Annotated in this window: 20 protein-coding genes and 1 pseudogene; 9 read left to right on the top strand and 12 right to left on the bottom strand. The window is 71.2% G+C overall.

Annotated elements, in window-relative coordinates; all coding sequences use genetic code 11:
• Positions 1 to 2: 2 nt before the first annotated feature.
• Positions 3 to 197 carry a DUF397 domain-containing protein gene (locus tag ACYVJE_RS20505; protein WP_461145735.1) on the top strand — a complete coding sequence of 65 codons (195 nt, stop codon included), beginning with the start codon at positions 3 to 5 and terminating at the stop codon, positions 195 to 197.
• Positions 198 to 295: 98 nt separating this feature from the next.
• Here the strand turns inward: ACYVJE_RS20505 and ACYVJE_RS20500 are convergent, their stop codons facing one another.
• Together ACYVJE_RS20500 and ACYVJE_RS20495 are read right to left on the bottom strand one after the other, a co-directional pair.
• The gene (locus tag ACYVJE_RS20500) at positions 296 to 823 is read right to left on the bottom strand and encodes a DUF3558 family protein (protein WP_461145734.1); all 528 of its coding nucleotides are present in this window, start codon (positions 821 to 823) and stop codon (positions 296 to 298) included.
• Complete coding sequence (locus ACYVJE_RS20495; protein WP_461145733.1) at positions 820 to 1,230, bottom strand: hypothetical protein; 411 nt, start codon at positions 1,228 to 1,230, stop codon at positions 820 to 822. The genes ACYVJE_RS20500 and ACYVJE_RS20495 overlap by 4 nt, the downstream gene beginning before the upstream one ends.
• A 162-nt stretch (positions 1,231 to 1,392) precedes the next feature.
• Between ACYVJE_RS20495 and ACYVJE_RS20490 the strand changes: the two genes are divergently transcribed.
• Complete coding sequence (locus ACYVJE_RS20490; protein WP_461145732.1) at positions 1,393 to 2,244, top strand: aminodeoxychorismate lyase; 852 nt, start codon at positions 1,393 to 1,395, stop codon at positions 2,242 to 2,244.
• A gap of 74 nt (positions 2,245 to 2,318) precedes the next feature.
• Positions 2,319 to 3,092 carry a hypothetical protein gene (locus ACYVJE_RS20485; RefSeq protein WP_461145731.1) on the top strand — a complete coding sequence of 258 codons (774 nt, stop codon included), beginning with the start codon at positions 2,319 to 2,321 and terminating at the stop codon, positions 3,090 to 3,092.
• 16 nt (positions 3,093 to 3,108) lie between these two features.
• Here ACYVJE_RS20485 and ACYVJE_RS20480 read toward each other — a convergent pair whose 3' ends face one another.
• The 6 genes from ACYVJE_RS20480 to ACYVJE_RS20455 form a co-directional block, all read right to left on the bottom strand.
• On the bottom strand, positions 3,109 to 3,750 hold the full coding sequence (locus ACYVJE_RS20480) for a heme-binding beta-barrel domain-containing protein (RefSeq protein ID WP_459157602.1): 642 nt from the start codon (positions 3,748 to 3,750) through the stop codon (positions 3,109 to 3,111).
• 403 nt (positions 3,751 to 4,153) lie between these two features.
• Positions 4,154 to 4,450, bottom strand: a complete 297-nt coding sequence (locus ACYVJE_RS20475; RefSeq protein WP_461145730.1) for a DUF1416 domain-containing protein — start codon at positions 4,448 to 4,450, stop codon at positions 4,154 to 4,156.
• Positions 4,451 to 4,452: 2 nt separating this feature from the next.
• Complete coding sequence (locus tag ACYVJE_RS20470; RefSeq protein ID WP_461145729.1) at positions 4,453 to 5,298, bottom strand: sulfurtransferase; 846 nt, start codon at positions 5,296 to 5,298, stop codon at positions 4,453 to 4,455.
• A gap of 54 nt (positions 5,299 to 5,352) precedes the next feature.
• The gene (locus tag ACYVJE_RS20465; protein ID WP_461145728.1) at positions 5,353 to 5,799 is read right to left on the bottom strand and encodes a DUF4395 domain-containing protein; all 447 of its coding nucleotides are present in this window, start codon (positions 5,797 to 5,799) and stop codon (positions 5,353 to 5,355) included.
• Positions 5,800 to 6,231: 432 nt separating this feature from the next.
• Positions 6,232 to 6,693: a TlpA family protein disulfide reductase gene (locus ACYVJE_RS20460; RefSeq protein ID WP_461145727.1), complete on the bottom strand. Its 462-nt coding sequence runs from the start codon at positions 6,691 to 6,693 to the stop codon at positions 6,232 to 6,234.
• A 4-nt stretch (positions 6,694 to 6,697) separates the two neighbouring features.
• The gene (locus ACYVJE_RS20455) at positions 6,698 to 7,504 is read right to left on the bottom strand and encodes an LmeA family phospholipid-binding protein (protein ID WP_461145726.1); all 807 of its coding nucleotides are present in this window, start codon (positions 7,502 to 7,504) and stop codon (positions 6,698 to 6,700) included.
• 425 nt (positions 7,505 to 7,929) lie between these two features.
• Between ACYVJE_RS20455 and ACYVJE_RS20450 the strand changes: the two genes are divergently transcribed.
• The 6 genes from ACYVJE_RS20450 to pstB all read left to right on the top strand — a co-directional run bounded on the left by ACYVJE_RS20450 (position 7,930) and on the right by pstB (position 14,104).
• Positions 7,930 to 8,766, top strand: a complete 837-nt coding sequence (locus tag ACYVJE_RS20450; RefSeq protein WP_461145725.1) for a winged helix-turn-helix transcriptional regulator — start codon at positions 7,930 to 7,932, stop codon at positions 8,764 to 8,766.
• A 159-nt stretch (positions 8,767 to 8,925) separates the two neighbouring features.
• Positions 8,926 to 9,885: a mycothiol synthase gene (gene mshD / locus ACYVJE_RS20445; RefSeq protein ID WP_461145724.1), complete on the top strand. Its 960-nt coding sequence runs from the start codon at positions 8,926 to 8,928 to the stop codon at positions 9,883 to 9,885.
• Between the two features lie 278 nt (positions 9,886 to 10,163).
• Positions 10,164 to 11,276, top strand: coding sequence for a phosphate ABC transporter substrate-binding protein PstS (gene pstS, locus ACYVJE_RS20440; protein WP_461145723.1), 1,113 nt, complete (start codon positions 10,164 to 10,166; stop codon positions 11,274 to 11,276).
• 162 nt (positions 11,277 to 11,438) lie between these two features.
• On the top strand, positions 11,439 to 12,401 hold the full coding sequence (gene pstC / locus ACYVJE_RS20435; protein WP_459160103.1) for a phosphate ABC transporter permease subunit PstC: 963 nt from the start codon (positions 11,439 to 11,441) through the stop codon (positions 12,399 to 12,401).
• Positions 12,398 to 13,312 carry a phosphate ABC transporter permease PstA gene (pstA, locus tag ACYVJE_RS20430; RefSeq protein ID WP_459157593.1) on the top strand — a complete coding sequence of 305 codons (915 nt, stop codon included), beginning with the start codon at positions 12,398 to 12,400 and terminating at the stop codon, positions 13,310 to 13,312. The genes pstC and pstA overlap by 4 nt, the downstream gene beginning before the upstream one ends.
• A 15-nt stretch (positions 13,313 to 13,327) precedes the next feature.
• Positions 13,328 to 14,104, top strand: coding sequence for a phosphate ABC transporter ATP-binding protein PstB (gene pstB / locus ACYVJE_RS20425; RefSeq protein ID WP_459157592.1), 777 nt, complete (start codon positions 13,328 to 13,330; stop codon positions 14,102 to 14,104).
• A 76-nt stretch (positions 14,105 to 14,180) separates the two neighbouring features.
• Here the strand turns inward: pstB and ACYVJE_RS20420 are convergent, their stop codons facing one another.
• From ACYVJE_RS20420 to ACYVJE_RS20405, 4 genes and pseudogenes are all read right to left on the bottom strand, one after another.
• The gene (locus ACYVJE_RS20420) at positions 14,181 to 15,026 is read right to left on the bottom strand and encodes a helix-turn-helix domain-containing protein (protein ID WP_459157591.1); all 846 of its coding nucleotides are present in this window, start codon (positions 15,024 to 15,026) and stop codon (positions 14,181 to 14,183) included.
• 283 nt (positions 15,027 to 15,309) lie between these two features.
• On the bottom strand, positions 15,310 to 15,957 hold the full coding sequence (gene phoU / locus ACYVJE_RS20415) for a phosphate signaling complex protein PhoU (RefSeq protein WP_461145722.1): 648 nt from the start codon (positions 15,955 to 15,957) through the stop codon (positions 15,310 to 15,312).
• Between the two features lie 440 nt (positions 15,958 to 16,397).
• Positions 16,398 to 16,538: a hypothetical protein gene (locus tag ACYVJE_RS20410; protein ID WP_461145721.1), complete on the bottom strand. Its 141-nt coding sequence runs from the start codon at positions 16,536 to 16,538 to the stop codon at positions 16,398 to 16,400.
• Between the two features lie 25 nt (positions 16,539 to 16,563).
• Positions 16,564 to 16,671 (bottom strand): annotated as a pseudogene (locus ACYVJE_RS20405) (IS5 family transposase); the annotation flags it as partial.

The raw sequence follows: 16,671 nt of genomic DNA, 5'->3' as shown, positions 1-16,671 counted from the left end.
GCGTGTCAGAACACGCGGACCGGTTCACTCCAACTTCGTGGTTCACCTCGAGCCGCAGCACCGCAGCGAATGCCTGCGTCGAGGTGGCGATGCGCCCGGATGCGGTGGGGGTGCGCGACAGCAAGGACCCGCGCGGCGGAACGCTGGTGCTCAACAGGTCCCAGTGGCGCGCGTTCCTGGAGTCCCTCGCGCGGTGATGTCGCGCCAGCCCGCAGGGGATGGGGGCTGGCGCGGGCGAACTGGTGCGAATGGCCCGGTACGTCACGGGGGCAGCGCGCACCGGACCAGGTCCCGGTCACTGCGGCAGGCGGCCGGCGGTGGCTTCGGCGATGGGTTTCAGCTCCGAGCACGCGTCGTCGACGTCCGAGGTGATCTGGTAGATCACGACGCCGCCGCCGGCGTCGACGAGGACGTTGCAGCCGCCTCCGCCGGAAGCGCCGCTCGTAACAGCGACCGCGCCGGAGCGGCCGCCGATGGGCTGCTTCTCGTACGTGGCCCACGAGCTGTTCTGCTCGTAGGAGTCGACCGTCTCCTCGACGTTCTTGCTGAGGTCGAGTGTCTTGCTGTCTCCGCTCCAGCGACATGTCGGTTCCCAGGAGACTTGGGTTGAGTCTTCTCCTTGAGCGGGAAGGCTCCAAGAGGTGAGCTCATCGGGTTTGAAGAAGGTGCAGGGGTCGAAGTTCTCCAGCGCCTTGCTCTGCTGGGTCTCTGACGTCTCCGGGGCCTCCGAACCGCCGCCACCGGCGGGGGTGGCACACGCCGATACGCCCAGTAGCAGGGCGCTCGCGGATACGGCCAGCACGGAACGGGCAAACTTCGTCACTGTCGCAACCCTCGCTCAAAGTCCTCGGCGGCCTGCTCGTCGGTCGTACGGTAGTCCTTCGCCGCGCCCTCGAAGGCCTGCGCCATCTTTTCCAGCTCTTCACGCATCTGCTCGATGAGGGCGAAGGCCCCCGCCTCCGGATCGTTGGCCTTCTGCCGGAACCTCTCTGCCAGGGCCTTCCCGTCGGGGTAGTTGCCGAGCCCCTCGACGCGCTCGATGATCTGCGCGTCGGCCGCGAGATCCCGCAGCGCGTCCGCCTCGTCCCGGCACCGCTTGGCTGCCTTCTCGGCAGCCTCCGGATCCAACCGCAGCTTGTCCGCGCCCACCTGCTCGTTGATCCACGTGGTTTGCTTGCTGACCTCCCCGAGGGCTTGCTTCGAACCCTCGAAGCCGCCGCCTCCGGTCATGCCGACCCCCTTTCCCGGTTCCGCGGAGATCGACTCTAACGGGTGATCCCGGCGGCAGGGGACGTTTCCGCCGATTCCCTCCGACACGTCGCGGGCCCCGACACGCGGAAGCACCTGCGGGGAGTGCCGCTGCTGCGCCAGCAGCGGTACTAGGCTGCACGCATGCGCCTCGTTGCCCTGCTGGACGGCAGCCTCGTCGACCCGGAGACCCCGTTGCTGCGCGCGGACGACCTCGCCGCGACCCGCGGCGACGGCGTCTTCGAGACGGTCCTCGTGGTCGACGGCGCGGCCCGCGAGCTCCAGCCGCACCTGGAGCGCATGGAACGCTCCGCGCGGATGCTCGACATGCCCTCGCCCGACCGCGCGGCGTGGCAGCGGGCCGTCGACGCGGTCGTGGACGCGTGGCCGTGGCAGCAGCACCCGGAGGTGGCGCTGAAGCTCATCTGCGGCCGCGGCGTCGACGGCGGCGACGGCACCCCCACCGCCTACGCGATGGCGAGCGAGGTGACCGCCGACACCGAGCGCAAGCGCCGCGAGGGCGTGTCCGCGGTGACCCTGGAGCGCGGGCACTCGCCGGACCTCATGCAGCGCGCCCCGTGGCTGCTGCTGTCGGCGAAGACGCTGTCGTACGCGGTGAACATGGCCGCGCTGCGCGAGGCCGAGGCCCGCGGTGCCGACGAGGTCATCTTCACCGCCACCGACGGTTCCGTGCTGGAGGGCCCCACGTCGAACGTGGTGCTCGCGCACGGCGGCACCCTGCGCACACCACCGCCCAGCACGGGCATCCTGCGCGGCACGACGCAGGGCGCGCTGTTCCGCGCGGCCGAGAGCGCGGGCTGGACCACGCGCGTGGAGCAGTTCGGCGTCGAGGACCTGGGCACCGCGGACGGCGTGTGGCTGGCCTCCAGCGTCCGCCGGATCACCCAGGTGCACACGGTCGACGGCACGCGGGTGAAGGCCGACCCCGACCTGCACGCCGCGATCACGCGGCTGTACGAATCCAACTACGGGTGACGCGACCACGCGCCCCGGGAGCTCGGGTGGCGCTGACGCGGCCGCGGGCCGCGCGGACACGGGAGGTGGGGATGGTGACGCGGCGGCGTCCGCAGCGGCAGTGGATCACCGGCGGGTTCGCGCTCGTCGCGCTCGGCTGGCTCACCGCGATCTGGCTCTACCAGGTCGGCCGGGTGTGGACCGGCTGCGACGCGGCCTTCGGCAACCCCGACCTGCACGGGAACTACGCCTCCGGCAGGTGCGTGATCACCGGCGACACCGCCGCGCTGAGCGTGCCGTGGGACCGCGCGCTGAACGTCGGCGGGCTGTGCGCGCTGGCGCTGGTCGGCGTGCTCGCCGCGCTGCTCGTGCCGCGGCGCTCCCGGTGGTCCCCGCTGCTGGCCACGGGCGGCGTGGTGGCGCTGCTGTGGGCGGCTCCGCTCGGCGTGCAGCGCGTGCTCGGTACGCGCGGCGGCGACGTGCTCCACCACCTGCGGGGCAGGGCCGCGGAGCTCGCGACCGTGGAGCAGGCCCCCGGCGGCTGGTGGGTCGTCACGGCAGGACCGGAGGCGTTCGGGTTCCCCGATTTCCCCGGCAACGAGCCGCTCGTCGCGGGTGCGATCGCCATCGTCCTCGCGGTGCTGCTGGCCGTGCTGCTGTGGAGCGATCAGCTCCGCGGCCCCGCCGCCGACCGCGGACCGGGGCCGGACGGCGACGCGCCCGGCGGGCAGGAGGGCACCGCCGGCGGACCGGACGGGACGTCCGAACCGGCCGAGCGGGCGGAACCGACGGAGCAGGCGGAGCAGTCCGCGGACGAATCCGCCCGGGGCACCGGCCCCGGCGAGCGGAGCCGGCGCACCGGGGCGTGAGTCCGGCGCCGGTCGCTCAGCCGACGACGCGGTCCAGCTTCGCCGACAGGCGCGGTTGCAGCTCGTGCTGCGAGGTCGAGCGCTCCTCGACGTAGGCCAGCGCGCCCTCGACGATGCCGTACAGGCGGCTCGACGCGTTCGCGTCCTCACCGGTGGGGCTGCGCAGCACCGCGTCCGTGCCGAACTCCCACGAGGTCTGGCTGCGCGGCTTGCCGAAGAACAGCTCGGACACGCCGGTGGACTGCATCAGCATGAACTCGATCGTCTCGTCCTGCTGCGGGCGGAGGAAGCCGAACTCGCGCAGGTCCGGCTCGCCGACCTCGCCGCCCGGGCGGTCCAACCGCCAGGCGACCGACTCGTAGGTGAGGAACGGACGACCGTCGTGGGCGATCGTGATCTGCTGGTAGAAGCGGTAGGACGACTCCAGCGAAGGGTGGTTCGCCTCACCTTCGCCGCGCCACACGCCCACCAGCGGCAGCAGCGACAGGCACGCGTCGTTCAGCGAGGGGCCCATCCGCAGGTTGGCCGTCTCCCCGACGCCGGGGAGGTCGTCGAACTGCGGCAGGTTGCGCTGCCGCGTCTGCTCGGCGCGTTCGGCTGCGGCGCGGACGGCCTCGTTCCCGTCGACGCGTTCCGGCTGGTCAGGCGTCTCACTCATCGGCACGAGAGTACCGGGCGGCGCGCGCCCCGGGCACCGGGGCCGCCCCGGCGAGGCGGGCCCGCTGCGCGCGGTTCGCTCAGTCCTGGTGCAGCCGGTACAGCACGTAGTACGCGAACCACAGCGTCGCCACCGCGGCGATGCCGACGAGCGTCACGAGTCCGTAGTGGAGGAAGTCCAAGAGGGTCACGGGCAGAGGATAACCACCGGAGCGCCGCCGTGGGGTGTGGCGTCAGACATGATCCCCCGCGGCAGCCACCTCGGACATGCGGCGGGGCCGCCGGGTTCACCGAACCCGGCGGCCCCGCCGACTGCGATCAGGCCGGTGGATCAGGCCGGTGGGTCAGATCACGCCCGGCCGCGGTCGGGTCGCGTGCACCGAGCGGGCGCTGATCGGACTGCCTCAGGCGACCGCGATGTCCACCTGGTGCTCCCCGGCGGCCTCGGCCGAGAGCTCGGCCTCACCGCTGCCGCTGCGGTGCAGCGCGCGCACCGTCCACCGCCCCGGCGCGGCGTAGAAGCGGAAGTCGCCGTCGGCGGAGGAGACGACCTCGGCGGTGAACTCGCCGGAGGAGTCGAGCAGCCGGACGAACGCGCCGCTGACGACCTCCTCGCCGGAACGGACCTTCCCGGCCAGCACGACCTGGTCGGTGTCGACGACCTGCGCGCCGCCCTGCTGCGGTGCTCCGCATCCACTCATGTTCAGGCTCCCTGCTCGCTGGGGTTCTCGACCGGCACGCCGACGAGCGAGCCGTACTCGGTCCACGAACCGTCGTAGTTCTTCACGTTGCTCAGGCCCAGCAGCTCGTGCAGCACGAACCACGTGTGCGAGGACCGCTCGCCGATGCGGCAGTAGGCGATCGTGTCCTTCGAGGTGTCCAGGCCGGCCTCGGTGTAGAGCTTCTGCAGCTCCTCGTCGGACTTGAAGGTGCCGTCCTCGTTGGCCGCCTTGCTCCACGGCACGTTGATGGCCGAGGGGATGTGGCCGGCGCGCTGGGCCGACTCCTGCGGCAGGTGGGCCGGCGCGACGAGCTTGCCGGCGAACTCGTCGGGCGAGCGCACGTCCACCAGGTTCTTGTCGCCGATCGCGTCGACGACCTCGTCGCGGAACGCGCGGATGGAGGTGTCCGGGTCCTCGGCCTGGTAGTTCGTGGCCGCGCGGTCCGGCTCCTCCTTGGTCAGCTGGCGGCCGTCCAGCTCCCACTTCTTGCGGCCGCCGTCGAGCAGCTTGACCTCGTCGTGGCCGTAGAGCTTGAAGTACCAGTACGCGTAGGCGGCGAACCAGTTGTTGTTGCCGCCGTAGAGGACGACCGTGTCGTCGTTGCCGATGCCCTTGGCCGACAGCAGCTTGCTGAAGTCCTCGCGGTTGACGAAGTCGCGCCGCACGTGGTCCTGGAGCTCGTTCTTCCAGTCCAGCTTGACGGCGCCCGGGATGTGGCCGCCGTCGTAGGCGGTGGTGTCCTCGTCGACCTCGGCGAACACGACACCGGGCGTGTTCAGGTTCTGTTCGGCCCAGTCCGCGGAGACCAGGACCTCTGCACGGCTCATCGGGTGACTCCTCTTTCGTTCGGATCGGTGAGTGTTGTCAGGGAACGTTTCTGCTCAGGGAACGTTTCTGATCGGCAGGAACCTGCGCGACAGCAGGTACGCGTGGCAGCCGAGGCAGTAGCCGAAGACCGCGTTGAGCAGTGCGGCGATGAGCGCGAACACGTTCGCGACCACGCCGAAGGCGACCCACCCCGCCGCGTACCCGGCCGTGGCCGCCAGGGCGAACGCGAACCCGACCCCCTGGGCGAACCGGACCGGCCCCGGCGCTTCCCGCTCGTCGCCGTCCAGGTCCCCCAGGCGCGGCCGCACCGCTGAGCGGTAGACCTGCCCCCACGGGTTCGCCCGCAGCCCGATGACCGCGCACATCGCGAACAGCACCGTCTGCGCGGCGAGGACGCGCCAGCTCGTGGTCACCAGCCCGAACGCCAGGATCGCGCTCGTGACCCCTGCGCTGAACCGCACACCTCGGGGATCGAGCATCTCCTGGGACGGAGCGGGCATGGGGCCTCCTGGGCGGCAACCGGAGTTCGGCCTGTCAGAACAGAGCTGCGCCGGGCGATCGGGCTGCACCGGGTGATCGGGCTGCACCGGGCAACCGGGGGCCGCGCCGGAGAACCGGGCACCCGGTCGGGCCGCGCATCGGCTGCACCGGGTTCAGCGTCCGCCACCGCGAGGAACGACCGCGGGCGCCGCGGCGCGGAGCGAACGCGGACGGCGCGCCCCGGACGGGCGTTCCGCCGATCCGCGACACAGACTGCTGGCCGTGCGGCAGTGGTCCACCGCGCGTCGGCGGGTCAGCAGTACTCGCATGGTTCGCAGACTACCGACCGAGTCGATCGCTCGGAAGGTTGTTCACCTGGTGGGACGGCGCGCCCGCCGGTGGGCGCGCCGTCGGGGAGCGGACCGCGGTGGAGCAGCGCACGGCGGCGCCGCTCACGGCAGGTGCGGGCGCAGCGCCTCGGCCAGATCGGCGCGCCGGGGAACTCCCGGAACGCGGAACAGCTCCGCCCCGGCGCCGTCGAGCACGAGCGTCATCGGCGTGGTGTGCACCCGCAGCGGTGTCGCCCAGTCCGGGTGGTGGGTCAGGTCGACCTCCACGTGCCGCACGCCCCGGGTGCTGCCGGCGAACCGCTCCAGCAGCACGCGCGCGTGCCGGCACGGCGCGCAGAACGCGGTGGACAGCTGCAGCAGCGTCACCGGGGCGTCGGCGTCGGAGCGTTCGGTCAGCACGCGCCGCAGATCGGCGGGCAGCGCCTCCAGCAAGGTCTCCTCCCCGTTCGAGCGGGTGCGGGCGGGCCGCACGCGACCGCTGCGCAGCCGCCACGTCAACCCGCAGGCACCCGTGATCACCAGTGCGGCCAGCAGCGCGCCGACCGCGAGGACCCACGTGGCCACCTGCTCACCCCGCGGCGCTGCCCTGCATGTCGACGGTCACGTCCCGGGCCTTGCCCTCCATCACCAGGGCGCCGTGCTCGACCCGCAGCCCGGTCGGGGTGACGTCGAACGGCATCTGGCGTCCCGGGTCGATGGTGGTGGTGAACTGCTGCCGCAGCAGGTTCTTGAACACGCCCGGCAGCTGCAGGTCCGGCACGACGTCGTTCTTCAGGCCCAGGTCACGGGGTTCGACGCGGATCTTGCCGTTCTCCAGCGAGAGCGCGGCGATCACGTGCACCTGCGTCTTCTGGCCCGCGATGTCGATCGTGCCGTCCAGGCGGACACCTGTCACGTCCTGGTCGGATTCGCCCTGGGCGGACTCGCCCCGGTCGCCGTTCTTCCCGCTGGCTTCGGCGAGCTTGTCGTCGGAGACCGGGTTGATCGCCAGGTCCGGGACGTCGATCAGCCGGCCGACGTCGCCGGCCAGCAGGCGCACCCGCCCGTCCACGTCGTCGACGGTCAGCTGCTCGGCGTTGCCGTTGACCAGCTTCCGCGTGTCCACCCGCGCGTGGTGCAGGTTGGCGGAGATGCCCAGCTGCTGCAGCGGCTCGGCCCGCACGCCCTCCGCGGAGACCTCGACGTTGCGGTAGTCCCCGGCGACGACCTGCGCGAGGAACGGGAACCCGTGGATGCGCACCTCCGGGTTGTGCTGCAGCTCCAGCTGGCCGCGCAGCTGCTGCGAGACCTTGCGCTCGGCGAAGGCCGCGGCGCCGAAGTCGGCGGCCACGAGCACCGCGAGCAGTACCACGAGGGAGATCGCGAGCTTCTTCACGCGTATCGGTCCGTTCCGTCGGGTCGGGCTGTGCGAACGCGGTCGGGGGTGCAGCCGCACCCGCTCCGAGCCGAAAGCGGGGAATGTCCCCTCCCTGGTCAGGGCGGCCGCGCTCGGGTCGTCCCACTGTAGGACCTGCCGCGGTGGCACCGGCCCCGACCGGTCCCCGGCGGGGCGGTGAGGCTCTTCACCCGGGGAGAATCCGCTGGTCGCGGCCCCCGCACCGGGGCGTGCTCCACATCGCAGCGGGTGCGCTCGCGCAATCCCGGTGTTCACCGCGGAGCCCGCAACTGTGACTCCTGCTGCGAGACGTGGGTCCGCCCGGGCCGCGTCCGCTATTCTTCGAGCAACCCGCCGGCAACGGGGCCGGGACCGAGGCCGCTGGTCCAGGTGGCGGCCGTCCAGCCCGCGGCAGGGAGGTTCCCATGAGCCCGGAATTGTTGTGTCTCACCCGCGAAGCGAGCGCGGCCGACGTGCTGCCCGGCCTGGGCCTGCTCCCGCACCGGTCGCGGGTGTCCCCGCCGGACCCGCAGGCCGTGCTCTCGCCGGGAGCGCACGACGTGGTCGTCGTCGACGCGCGCAAGGACATGGCCGGGGCCCGCGAGCTGTGCCGCCTGCTGTCGGCCGGCAGCGCCCCGGTGCTCGCCGTCGTCTCCGAGGGCGGTCTCGTCGCCGTGAACGGCGAGTGGGGCGTCGACGACATCCTGCTGCCGGCGGCCGGCCCGGCGGAGGTCGACGCCCGGCTGCGGCTGCTCGCCGCGCGCCGCGAGACGGCCGCCCGCGAGGACGACGCGCTCGCGGTCGGCGACCTCGTCATCGAGGAGGCCACCTACACCGCCCGGCTGAAGGGTCGTGCGCTGGAGCTCACCTACAAGGAGTTCGAGCTGCTGAAGTTCTTCGCGCAGCACCCCGGGCGGGTGTTCAGCCGGGCGCAGCTGCTGCAGGAGGTGTGGGGCTACGACTTCTTCGGCGGCACCCGCACGGTCGACGTGCACGTGCGGCGCCTGCGCGCGAAGCTCGGCCCCGAGCACGACAGCATGATCGGCACGGTCCGCAGCGTCGGCTACAAGTTCGTCACCCCGCAGCGCGGCAGGGGGACTGAGCGCGGCAGGCGCGCGGACGGGGTCATCGGCGCCGAGGAGGCCGGTGCGGCCGCGTCGCCGGAGCGCGCCCCCGCCGCGGAGCTGCCGGACCGGCAGGCGGCCGCGCCCGCCGGGGTGCTCGACGAGGGCACCGGGTCGCGGGCGGCCGGCACCCGGTAGCGGCGCGGGGTCCGGCGAAACGGGAATCCCGGTGAAACAGGAATCCTGGCGAAACAGGAATACCGGCCGAAACGGGAATCCCGGCCGCGCCACCCGACACGCGCACGGGCCGCCGCGGGTCCGCGCCGCGGTCGGACGGCTCTGGGTACTGTCAGAGGCGTGCAGCTGACGTGGCGGAATGGACTGGACAGCAACGAGGCGACCGCGGTCATGCGGTTGCTCGAGGAGACCGAGGAGCACGACGGCGTCGCCCCCGCCGGGGAGCACGTCCTGCTGCGGCTGAAGGCGCACCGGGACGTGACCAGCCAGGTGGAACCGGTGCAGGGCGACGTGCGGTCGGAGCACTTCCTGGTGCACCAGGACGGGGTGCTCGCGGGGTACGCCCACCTGGACACCGAGCACGAGTCCGACGCGGGCGAGCTGGTCGCGGAGCTCGCGACGCATCCCCGGCACCGGCGTGCCGGGGTGGGGACGCGCCTGGTCGAGGCGCTGCTGAGCCGGGCGGAGCTGCTCGTCGAGCCGGAGGAGTCGGAGGGCGACTCCGGTCGGCTGCGGGTGTGGTCGCACGGCCAGCTCCCGGGTGCGCTGCGACTCGCCGAGCACTACGGCTTCAGCCGCGTGCGCGAGCTGTGGCGGATGGGCCGGGACCTCGACGACGGCGCGCTGCCCGAGGTGCCGCTGCCGGCGGGGGTGACCGTGCGCGGGTTCCGCATCGGTTCGGACGAGTCCGAGCTGCTGCGGGTGAACCACCGCGCGTTCCGCTGGCACCCTGAGCAGGGTGGGATGGACGCCGAGGAGCTGCGCGCCAAGCAGCAGGAGTCCTGGTTCGACCCGGCCGGCCTCCTGCTCGCCGAGGACTCCGCGGGCACGTTGCTCGGATTCCACTGGACGAAGGTGCACCCGGACGGCACCGGTGAGGTCTACGTGCTCGGCGTCGACCCGCAGGGGCAGGGCAGCGGTCTGGGCAAGGCGCTGACCATCGCCGGGTTGCGCCACCTGCGCGACACCGGGTGCCGGCAGGTCATGCTGTACGTCGAGGGGGACAACGCCGCTGCCGTGCGGGTGTACGAGCGGCTCGGCTTCGAGCGCTGGGACACGGACGTGCAGTTCGGGCGCTGACGGGCGGCGACCGCGTCGGGTGGGGCTCCGGTGCCGATCGGGCACCTACGGTACGTGCGTAGACGGACCCGTTTTGGGCAGGAAAATCGGAACTGGGTGGTTCGGGTGGCCCGGTGGTGGTGTGGCGCTGCTTACTGAGCGTGCCTGTTCACTCATCGTTCACCTGGATGGCGGGAAGGCGCTACTCCGGCTGCCTATTCTTCCGGTGACCGCACCCGGAAGATGCGTCGAAGTCGTGCACGCGGCGCGCTGCCGAAGTGTCCGAGTGGAGGAAATACGTGAAGACCAAGCGGTTCGTCCCGGCGTTCGCATTCGCCGCCGCCGGCGCCCTGGCCCTCTCATCCTGCGGCACCGACCAGAACACCTCGCAGGGGGGAACGAACCCGGCCCTGCAGAACATCCAGGTCGAGTGCGGTGAGCAGACCGTTTCGGCGGAGGGTTCCTCGGCGCAGAAGAACGCCATGGACATCGTCGCCCGCGACTACAGCGCCAAGTGCGAGGGCGAGCAGCTCAACTACACCAGTTCCGGGTCCGGCAAGGGGATCTCCGCCTTCATCGGCGGGCAGGTCGACTTCGGCGGCTCCGACTCGCCGCTGACCCCCGAGGAGTCCCAGCAGGCCGCCCAGCGCTGCAACGGCAACCAGCCGCTGAACATCCCGATGGTCTTCGGGCCGGTCGCGGTCACCTACAACGTTCCCGGCGTGCAGGACCTGACCCTCAACGCCGACGTCATCGCCAAGATCTACCAGGGCGAGATCACCAACTGGAACGACCCGGCGATCAAGCAGCTCAACCCGAACGCGCAGCTTCCGGACCTGAAGATCAAGCCCTTCTTCCGCTCGGACGAGTCGGGCACCTCGCAGAACTTCCAGAAGTACCTCAAGACGGCGACCGGCGGTGCGTGGCAGGCCACCGACAAGCAGTTCCGCCCCGGACCGGGCGTCGGCCAGGGCCGCGACGGCAGCGACCAGGTCACCCAGGCCGTGAAGAGCACGAAGGGCGCGCTGACCTACTCCGAGTGGTCCTACCCGAAGAACCTCGGACTGGACATCGCCAAGATCGACAGCGGCGCCGGGCCGGTCGAGCTCACCCCGGAGACGGTCGGCAAGGCCATCGACGAGGCCGAGCTGGAGGGCCAGGGCAAGGACCTGCGGGTCAACCTCGAGTCCCTCTACGGCAACTCCGATCCGGGCGTGTACCCGCTGACGCTGACCACCTACGAGATCGTCTGCTCGAAGGGCTACGACCCGCAGACGGCCAAGGCGGTCAAGGCCGCGCTGACGGTGGGGGCGAACTCCGACCCGCAGCAGCTCAGGGACGCCGGTTACGTCGCGCTGCCGGAGCAGTTCAAGAAGAAGGTCATGGACTCGATCAACTCGATCAACGCCTGACGCCGCGGACGTACCGAGTCCAGGGTGGACACAGCGTCGAACGCACGAGATGAGAGGCTCGCGACAGCAGTGACCGACTCGACGACAGCCGAGAGGCGCCCCCAGCCGCCGGATTCCGGCGCCGGGGGCGCCTCGGCGCGCAGTTCCGGACCGGAGGACCCCATTCCCTCTCCTGGCGCATCCGCGGACAGAGCGGTCGTCAAGCCCGGCGACCGCATCTTCTCCGCGCTGGCACGCACTTCCGGTGCGTTCGTGGTGGCCCTCATCGCCGCGATCGCGCTCTTCCTGCTCATCCGGGCGATCCCGTCGCTGCAGGCGAACGAGGTCAACTTCCTGTTCAGCCGGGAGTGGGACACCTCGGACCCGAGCAACCTGCGCTTCGGCATCATCGACCTGCTGTGGGTCACCGTGGCGAGCTCGCTGCTCGCCCTGGTGATCGCGATGCCGCTGGCCTTCTGCATCGCCCTGTTCCTGACGATGTACGCCCCGCGCAGCCTGGCGCGCCCGTTCGCGTACATCGTGGACCTGCTGGCCGCGGTGCCCTCGGTGATCTACGGGCTGTGGGGCGTCATGGTGCTCGCACCGGTGATCAGCCCCGCGGCCGCGTGGTTGAACAACAACCTCGGCTGGATCCCGATCTTCGCCGACGGCAACATCCCCGCGGGCAGCGGCAAGAACGTGTTCACCGCCGGAATCGTGCTCGCGGTGATGATCCTTCCGATCATCACCGGCGTGACCCGCGAGGTGTTCCAGCGCACCCCCTCGCAGCAGATCGAGGGGGCGCTGGCGCTGGGCGCCACCAAGTGGGAAGTCGTGCGCACCACGGTGTGGCCGTTCGGCAAGAACGGCTTCATCGGCGGTTCGATGCTCGGCCTCGGCCGCGCGCTCGGTGAAACCGTCGCCCTGACCATCATCCTCAGCTTCACGTTCGAACCGCCGGGCTACAGCGTCTTCGACGGCGGTGCCACCTTCGCCTCGAAGATCGCGCTCGGATCGGCCGAGTTCCTCAACGACCTCCAGGTCGGCGCCTACATCTCGGCAGGACTGGTGCTGTTCGTGATCACGTTCGTGGTCAACGCGCTCGCCCGCTGGATCGAGGGCGGCAACTCAGGGGGGAACGAATGAGGACCGACACCGCGGACGTCGAACAGCCCGCCGCGCCGCCGGCGTTCCAGCGGATCAGCGTGGCGCGGAAGCTGAAGAACCACACGGCCACGGCGGTGTTCGTCGCGGCCTTCGCCGTCGCCGTCGTCCCGCTGCTGTGGGTGCTGTACACCCTGCTGGAGCGCGGGCTGCAGCCGATGCTCAGCCCCACCTGGTGGAACCACTCCTTCAACGGGCTGCTGCCCACCGACTTCGGCGGCGGCATCTACCACGCCCTGATGGGCACGCTCCTGCAGGGCGCGGTGACCGCGGTCGTCACCATCCCGCTGGGGATCATGGTGGCGGTCTACCTCGTCGAGTACGGGGGCAACGCGCGGCTGGCCCGGGCCACCACGTTCATGGTGGACGTGCTCAGCGGACTGCCGTCCATCGTGGCCGGCCTGTTCATCTACGCGCTGTGGATCACGACGCTGGGCTTCGAGCGCAGCGGCATCGCCGTGGCGATGTCGCTGATGCTGCTGATGCTCCCCCTCGTCGTGCGCACCACCGAGAGCATGCTGCGCATCGTCCCCGACGAGCTGCGCGAGGCCGCCTACGCGCTCGGCGTGCCCAAGTGGAAGACGATCCTGCGGATCGTGCTGCCGACCGCGATGTCCGGGATCCTCACCGGCGTGATGCTCGGCCTGGCGCGCGTGCTGGGCGAGACCGCGCCGCTGCTCATCCTCGTCGGCTACTCCAGGGCGATCAACTTCAACCTGTTCAGCGGGGAGATGGCCTCGCTGCCGCTGACCATCTACATGGAACGCACCACCGCCACCGCCGCCGGCGACTCCCGGATGTGGGGTGCTGCGCTGACCCTGGTGCTGGTCATCATGCTGATCAACCTCGTCGCGACGCTGCTGTCGAAGCTGCTCGCGGTGCGCACCAAATAGGACGGTTCTACAGCCATGGCCAAACGTATCGACATCAAAGACCTGAACCTGCACTACGGGAAGTTCCACGCGGTGCAGGACGTGACCCTCCAGGTCCCGGCGCACAGCGTCACCGCCTTCATCGGCCCCTCGGGGTGCGGCAAGTCGACCGTGCTGCGTGCGCTCAACCGGATGCACGAAGTGGTGCCCGCCGGGCGCGTCGAGGGCAAGGTGGAGCTCGACGGCGAGGACATCTACGGCCCGAGCATCGACCCGGTGCAGGTGCGCCGCACGATCGGCATGGTGTTCCAGCGGGCGAACCCGTTCCCCACCATGTCCATCCGGGACAACGTGGTCGCCGGGCTGAAGCTCGTCGGCGACAAGAACAAGCGCAAGCTCGACGAGATCGCCGAGCGCGCGCTGCGCGGCGCGAACCTGTGGGAGGAGGTCAAGGACAGGCTGAACAAGCCGGGCGGGAGCCTCTCCGGCGGGCAGCAGCAGCGGCTGTGCATCGCGCGGGCGATCGCCGTGCAGCCCGACGTGCTGCTCATGGACGAGCCGTGCTCCGCGCTCGACCCGATCTCCACGCTGGCGATCGAGGACCTGATCGCGCGGCTGAAGCAGGACTACACGATCGTCATCGTCACGCACAACATGCAGCAGGCGGCGCGCGTCAGCGACCAGACCGCGTTCTTCAACCTGCCCGCCGTGGGCGAGCCGGGCCAGCTCGTGGAGATGGACGAGACCGGCACGATCTTCTCGAACCCCTCGCAGAAGGCCACCGAGGACTACATCTCCGGCCGCTTCGGCTGACCGCACCCGCAGGGCGCCGGCAGCACCGCCGGGCGGACCGGGCCGCCCCACCGGCCCGGTCCGCCCGGCCCGGTGCCTACATCCGGTCGGCGAGTGCGGAGATGTGGGAGCTGGAGTCCTTCGGCGACAGCGCCGCTGCGCACACCCGCTCGAACGCGCGCAGGTACTCCCCGGTTCCCTGGTCCAGGAACCGTGCGTTGACCGAGTCGCCGAGGTGCACCACCTGCGCGTCGTCCGGGTCGGGGAAGGAGAACACCGAGATCCGGTCGGCCAGCAGCGGGTGCGCTCCCGCGCGGAACGGCAGCACCTGGATCGTCACGTTCCGGCGGTAGCCGAGCAGCACGAGGTGCTCCAGCTGCTGGCGCATCACCGAGCCGCCGCCGATGGTGCGGTGCAGCGCCGACTCGTCGAGCACCGCCCACAGCTCGAGGGGGTTCTCGCCGACGAGCCGCTGCTGCCGCTTCGCCGCGACCTCCAGGCGTTCGGCGACGGCCTGCTCGTCGAGCCGTTCCCGGTCGGCGGCCAGCAGCGCGCGGCTGTACTCGGTGGTGCGCAGCAGCTCCGGCAGCGGGGCGCTGCCGAAGCAGCTCACCGCGCTGGCCGCCGTCTCGAGGCCGAGGTAGGTCTGCATCCCCGGCCGCAGCGCGGTGCTGGGGTAGTCCTGCCACCAGCCGCGCTCCTTCGAGCCCTGGGCGAGCTCGGTGAGCGCGTCCAGCTGCTCGCCCGCCACGCCGTAGAACTCGGCCATGAGGCGCACGTCGGAGGTGCGCACGGGCACGCGGCCGAGCTCGATCTGGCTGATCTTGCCCTGCGAGCAGTCCAGCTGGCCTGCGACTTCCCGGTGGGTGCGGCCCGCCGCTTCCCGGAGGCGTCGCAGCTCGTTGCCGAGGCGGCGGCGCTGGACGGTCGGACTGCTACCCACGTGACGATCCTCCGCACCGGGTGGCTGCTTGGCGGGTGCTCACGGGACGGCAGGATCGCACAGTTCGAACCCGGGTGCGAGCGATGTGACTGAGTATTATCGCCGAGCCCGCGGCTCGACCGGCCTCGCGGACCGCGCGGAGCGGCCGTGCAGGCGGTCACCGGTCCGCGCGGTCGCTCAACGCGAACCGCCCCGGTGGGCACCGCCGGGCTCGCCGGTCGGGAGGCCGCGCCGCGGCCGAGGAGCCCGGCGAGCTCTGACCGGCGAGCCCGGTCGGAGGTGATCAGCCCGTGGGCATCTTCCCGGTGACGATGAACACGACGCGCCGCGCCACGGACACGGCGTGGTCGGCGAAGCGCTCGTAGAAGCGCCCCAGCAGCGTCACGTCCACCGCGGTGGCGACGCCGTGCGACCACTCGGAGCCCATCATCATGGTGAACAGGTGCCGGTGGAGATCGTCCATCTCGTCGTCATCGGTTTCCATGCCCTGGGCGGCGTCCACGTCCCGGGTCTGCAGCACGCTGTTCACGCGTTCGGCGAGCTTCACCGCGATGCGCCCCATGTCGGAGAAGTACGGGCGCACGTCCTCCGGAAGCACCTCGTTCGGGTGGCGGCGGCGCGCGGCCTTGGCCACGTGGAGCGCGAGATCCCCCATGCGTTCCAGGTCCTCCGCGACGTGGATCGTGGAGATCACGGTGCGCAGGTCGCTGGCCACCGGTGCCTGGAGGGCGAGCAGCCCGAAGGCGTGCTCCTCGGCGCGGGCCCGGGCCTCGTCGACCTTCGCGTCGTCCTCGATGACCTGCTCGGCCAGGCTGAGATCCGTCTCCAGGAGCGCTCTCGTGGCGCGTTCCATCGCGGTGCCGACCATGCCCGACATGGTGGCGAGTTCGTCGGCGAGCTTGTCGAGTTGTTCCTGGTAGGCCTCACGCATATGTCCAGCTTACTGTGCCGTGGAATCGGACGGGTGCACCGCAGTGAACCGCGAGTGAACGGTCCCTGCTCGTGAAGTGTCCCAAACCGGTCGTCCCGGATCCACATGATTCGAACGGTAGTTACCCGAGCGGGTGTGGTTGATCACCGTCCGTAGCGAGGTGCTGCGGGGTCCCCGAGGGCGGCGCGACCGGTTCCCCGTCCCCGGATCGAGCGGCACGTCCTGGCGGAGCGCGTCGAACAACTCCTGCACCTTCTGCTCCCGCGGCTCGAGCCGCTCGCCGGTGCAGCTGCCCGCCCGCGGGTCCCGGCGCCGGCACGAGGGCAGGTCGACCCGCAGGTCGCGCGGCAGCGAGATGACCACGGCGCGGCTGCGGTCGGCGGGGACGTGCGCGATCGTCATCGAGTCGGAGCGCGCCCCCGGCTGGTCCGCGGTGCTGCTCACCCGTCCGAGGGGCTCGCGCCCAGGCGGGTGTCCGAGCCGACCAGCAGGTAGTTCCGGTCGCCGGTCCGCTGCTCGGCGTGCTCGATCGCCCCCGAAGCCGGGTCGAGCGCGGCGATCGACCGGAACTGCCCGTCCATCCACGTCTAGGGTCTGTTTCATAAGTTAGAGCCATTCGTTGATGGCGGCGATGGTCACGGTGGCTTCGTAGCGGACGGCGAGTTTGTCGTATCGGGTGGCCACGGCGCGGTGGCGTTTGAGCCGGTTGATGCA

The organism is Salinifilum aidingensis (genome assembly GCF_054782015.1).
Note: the sequence above shows the minus strand (reverse complement) of the source record. Positions and strands in the feature narration are given on the sequence as shown.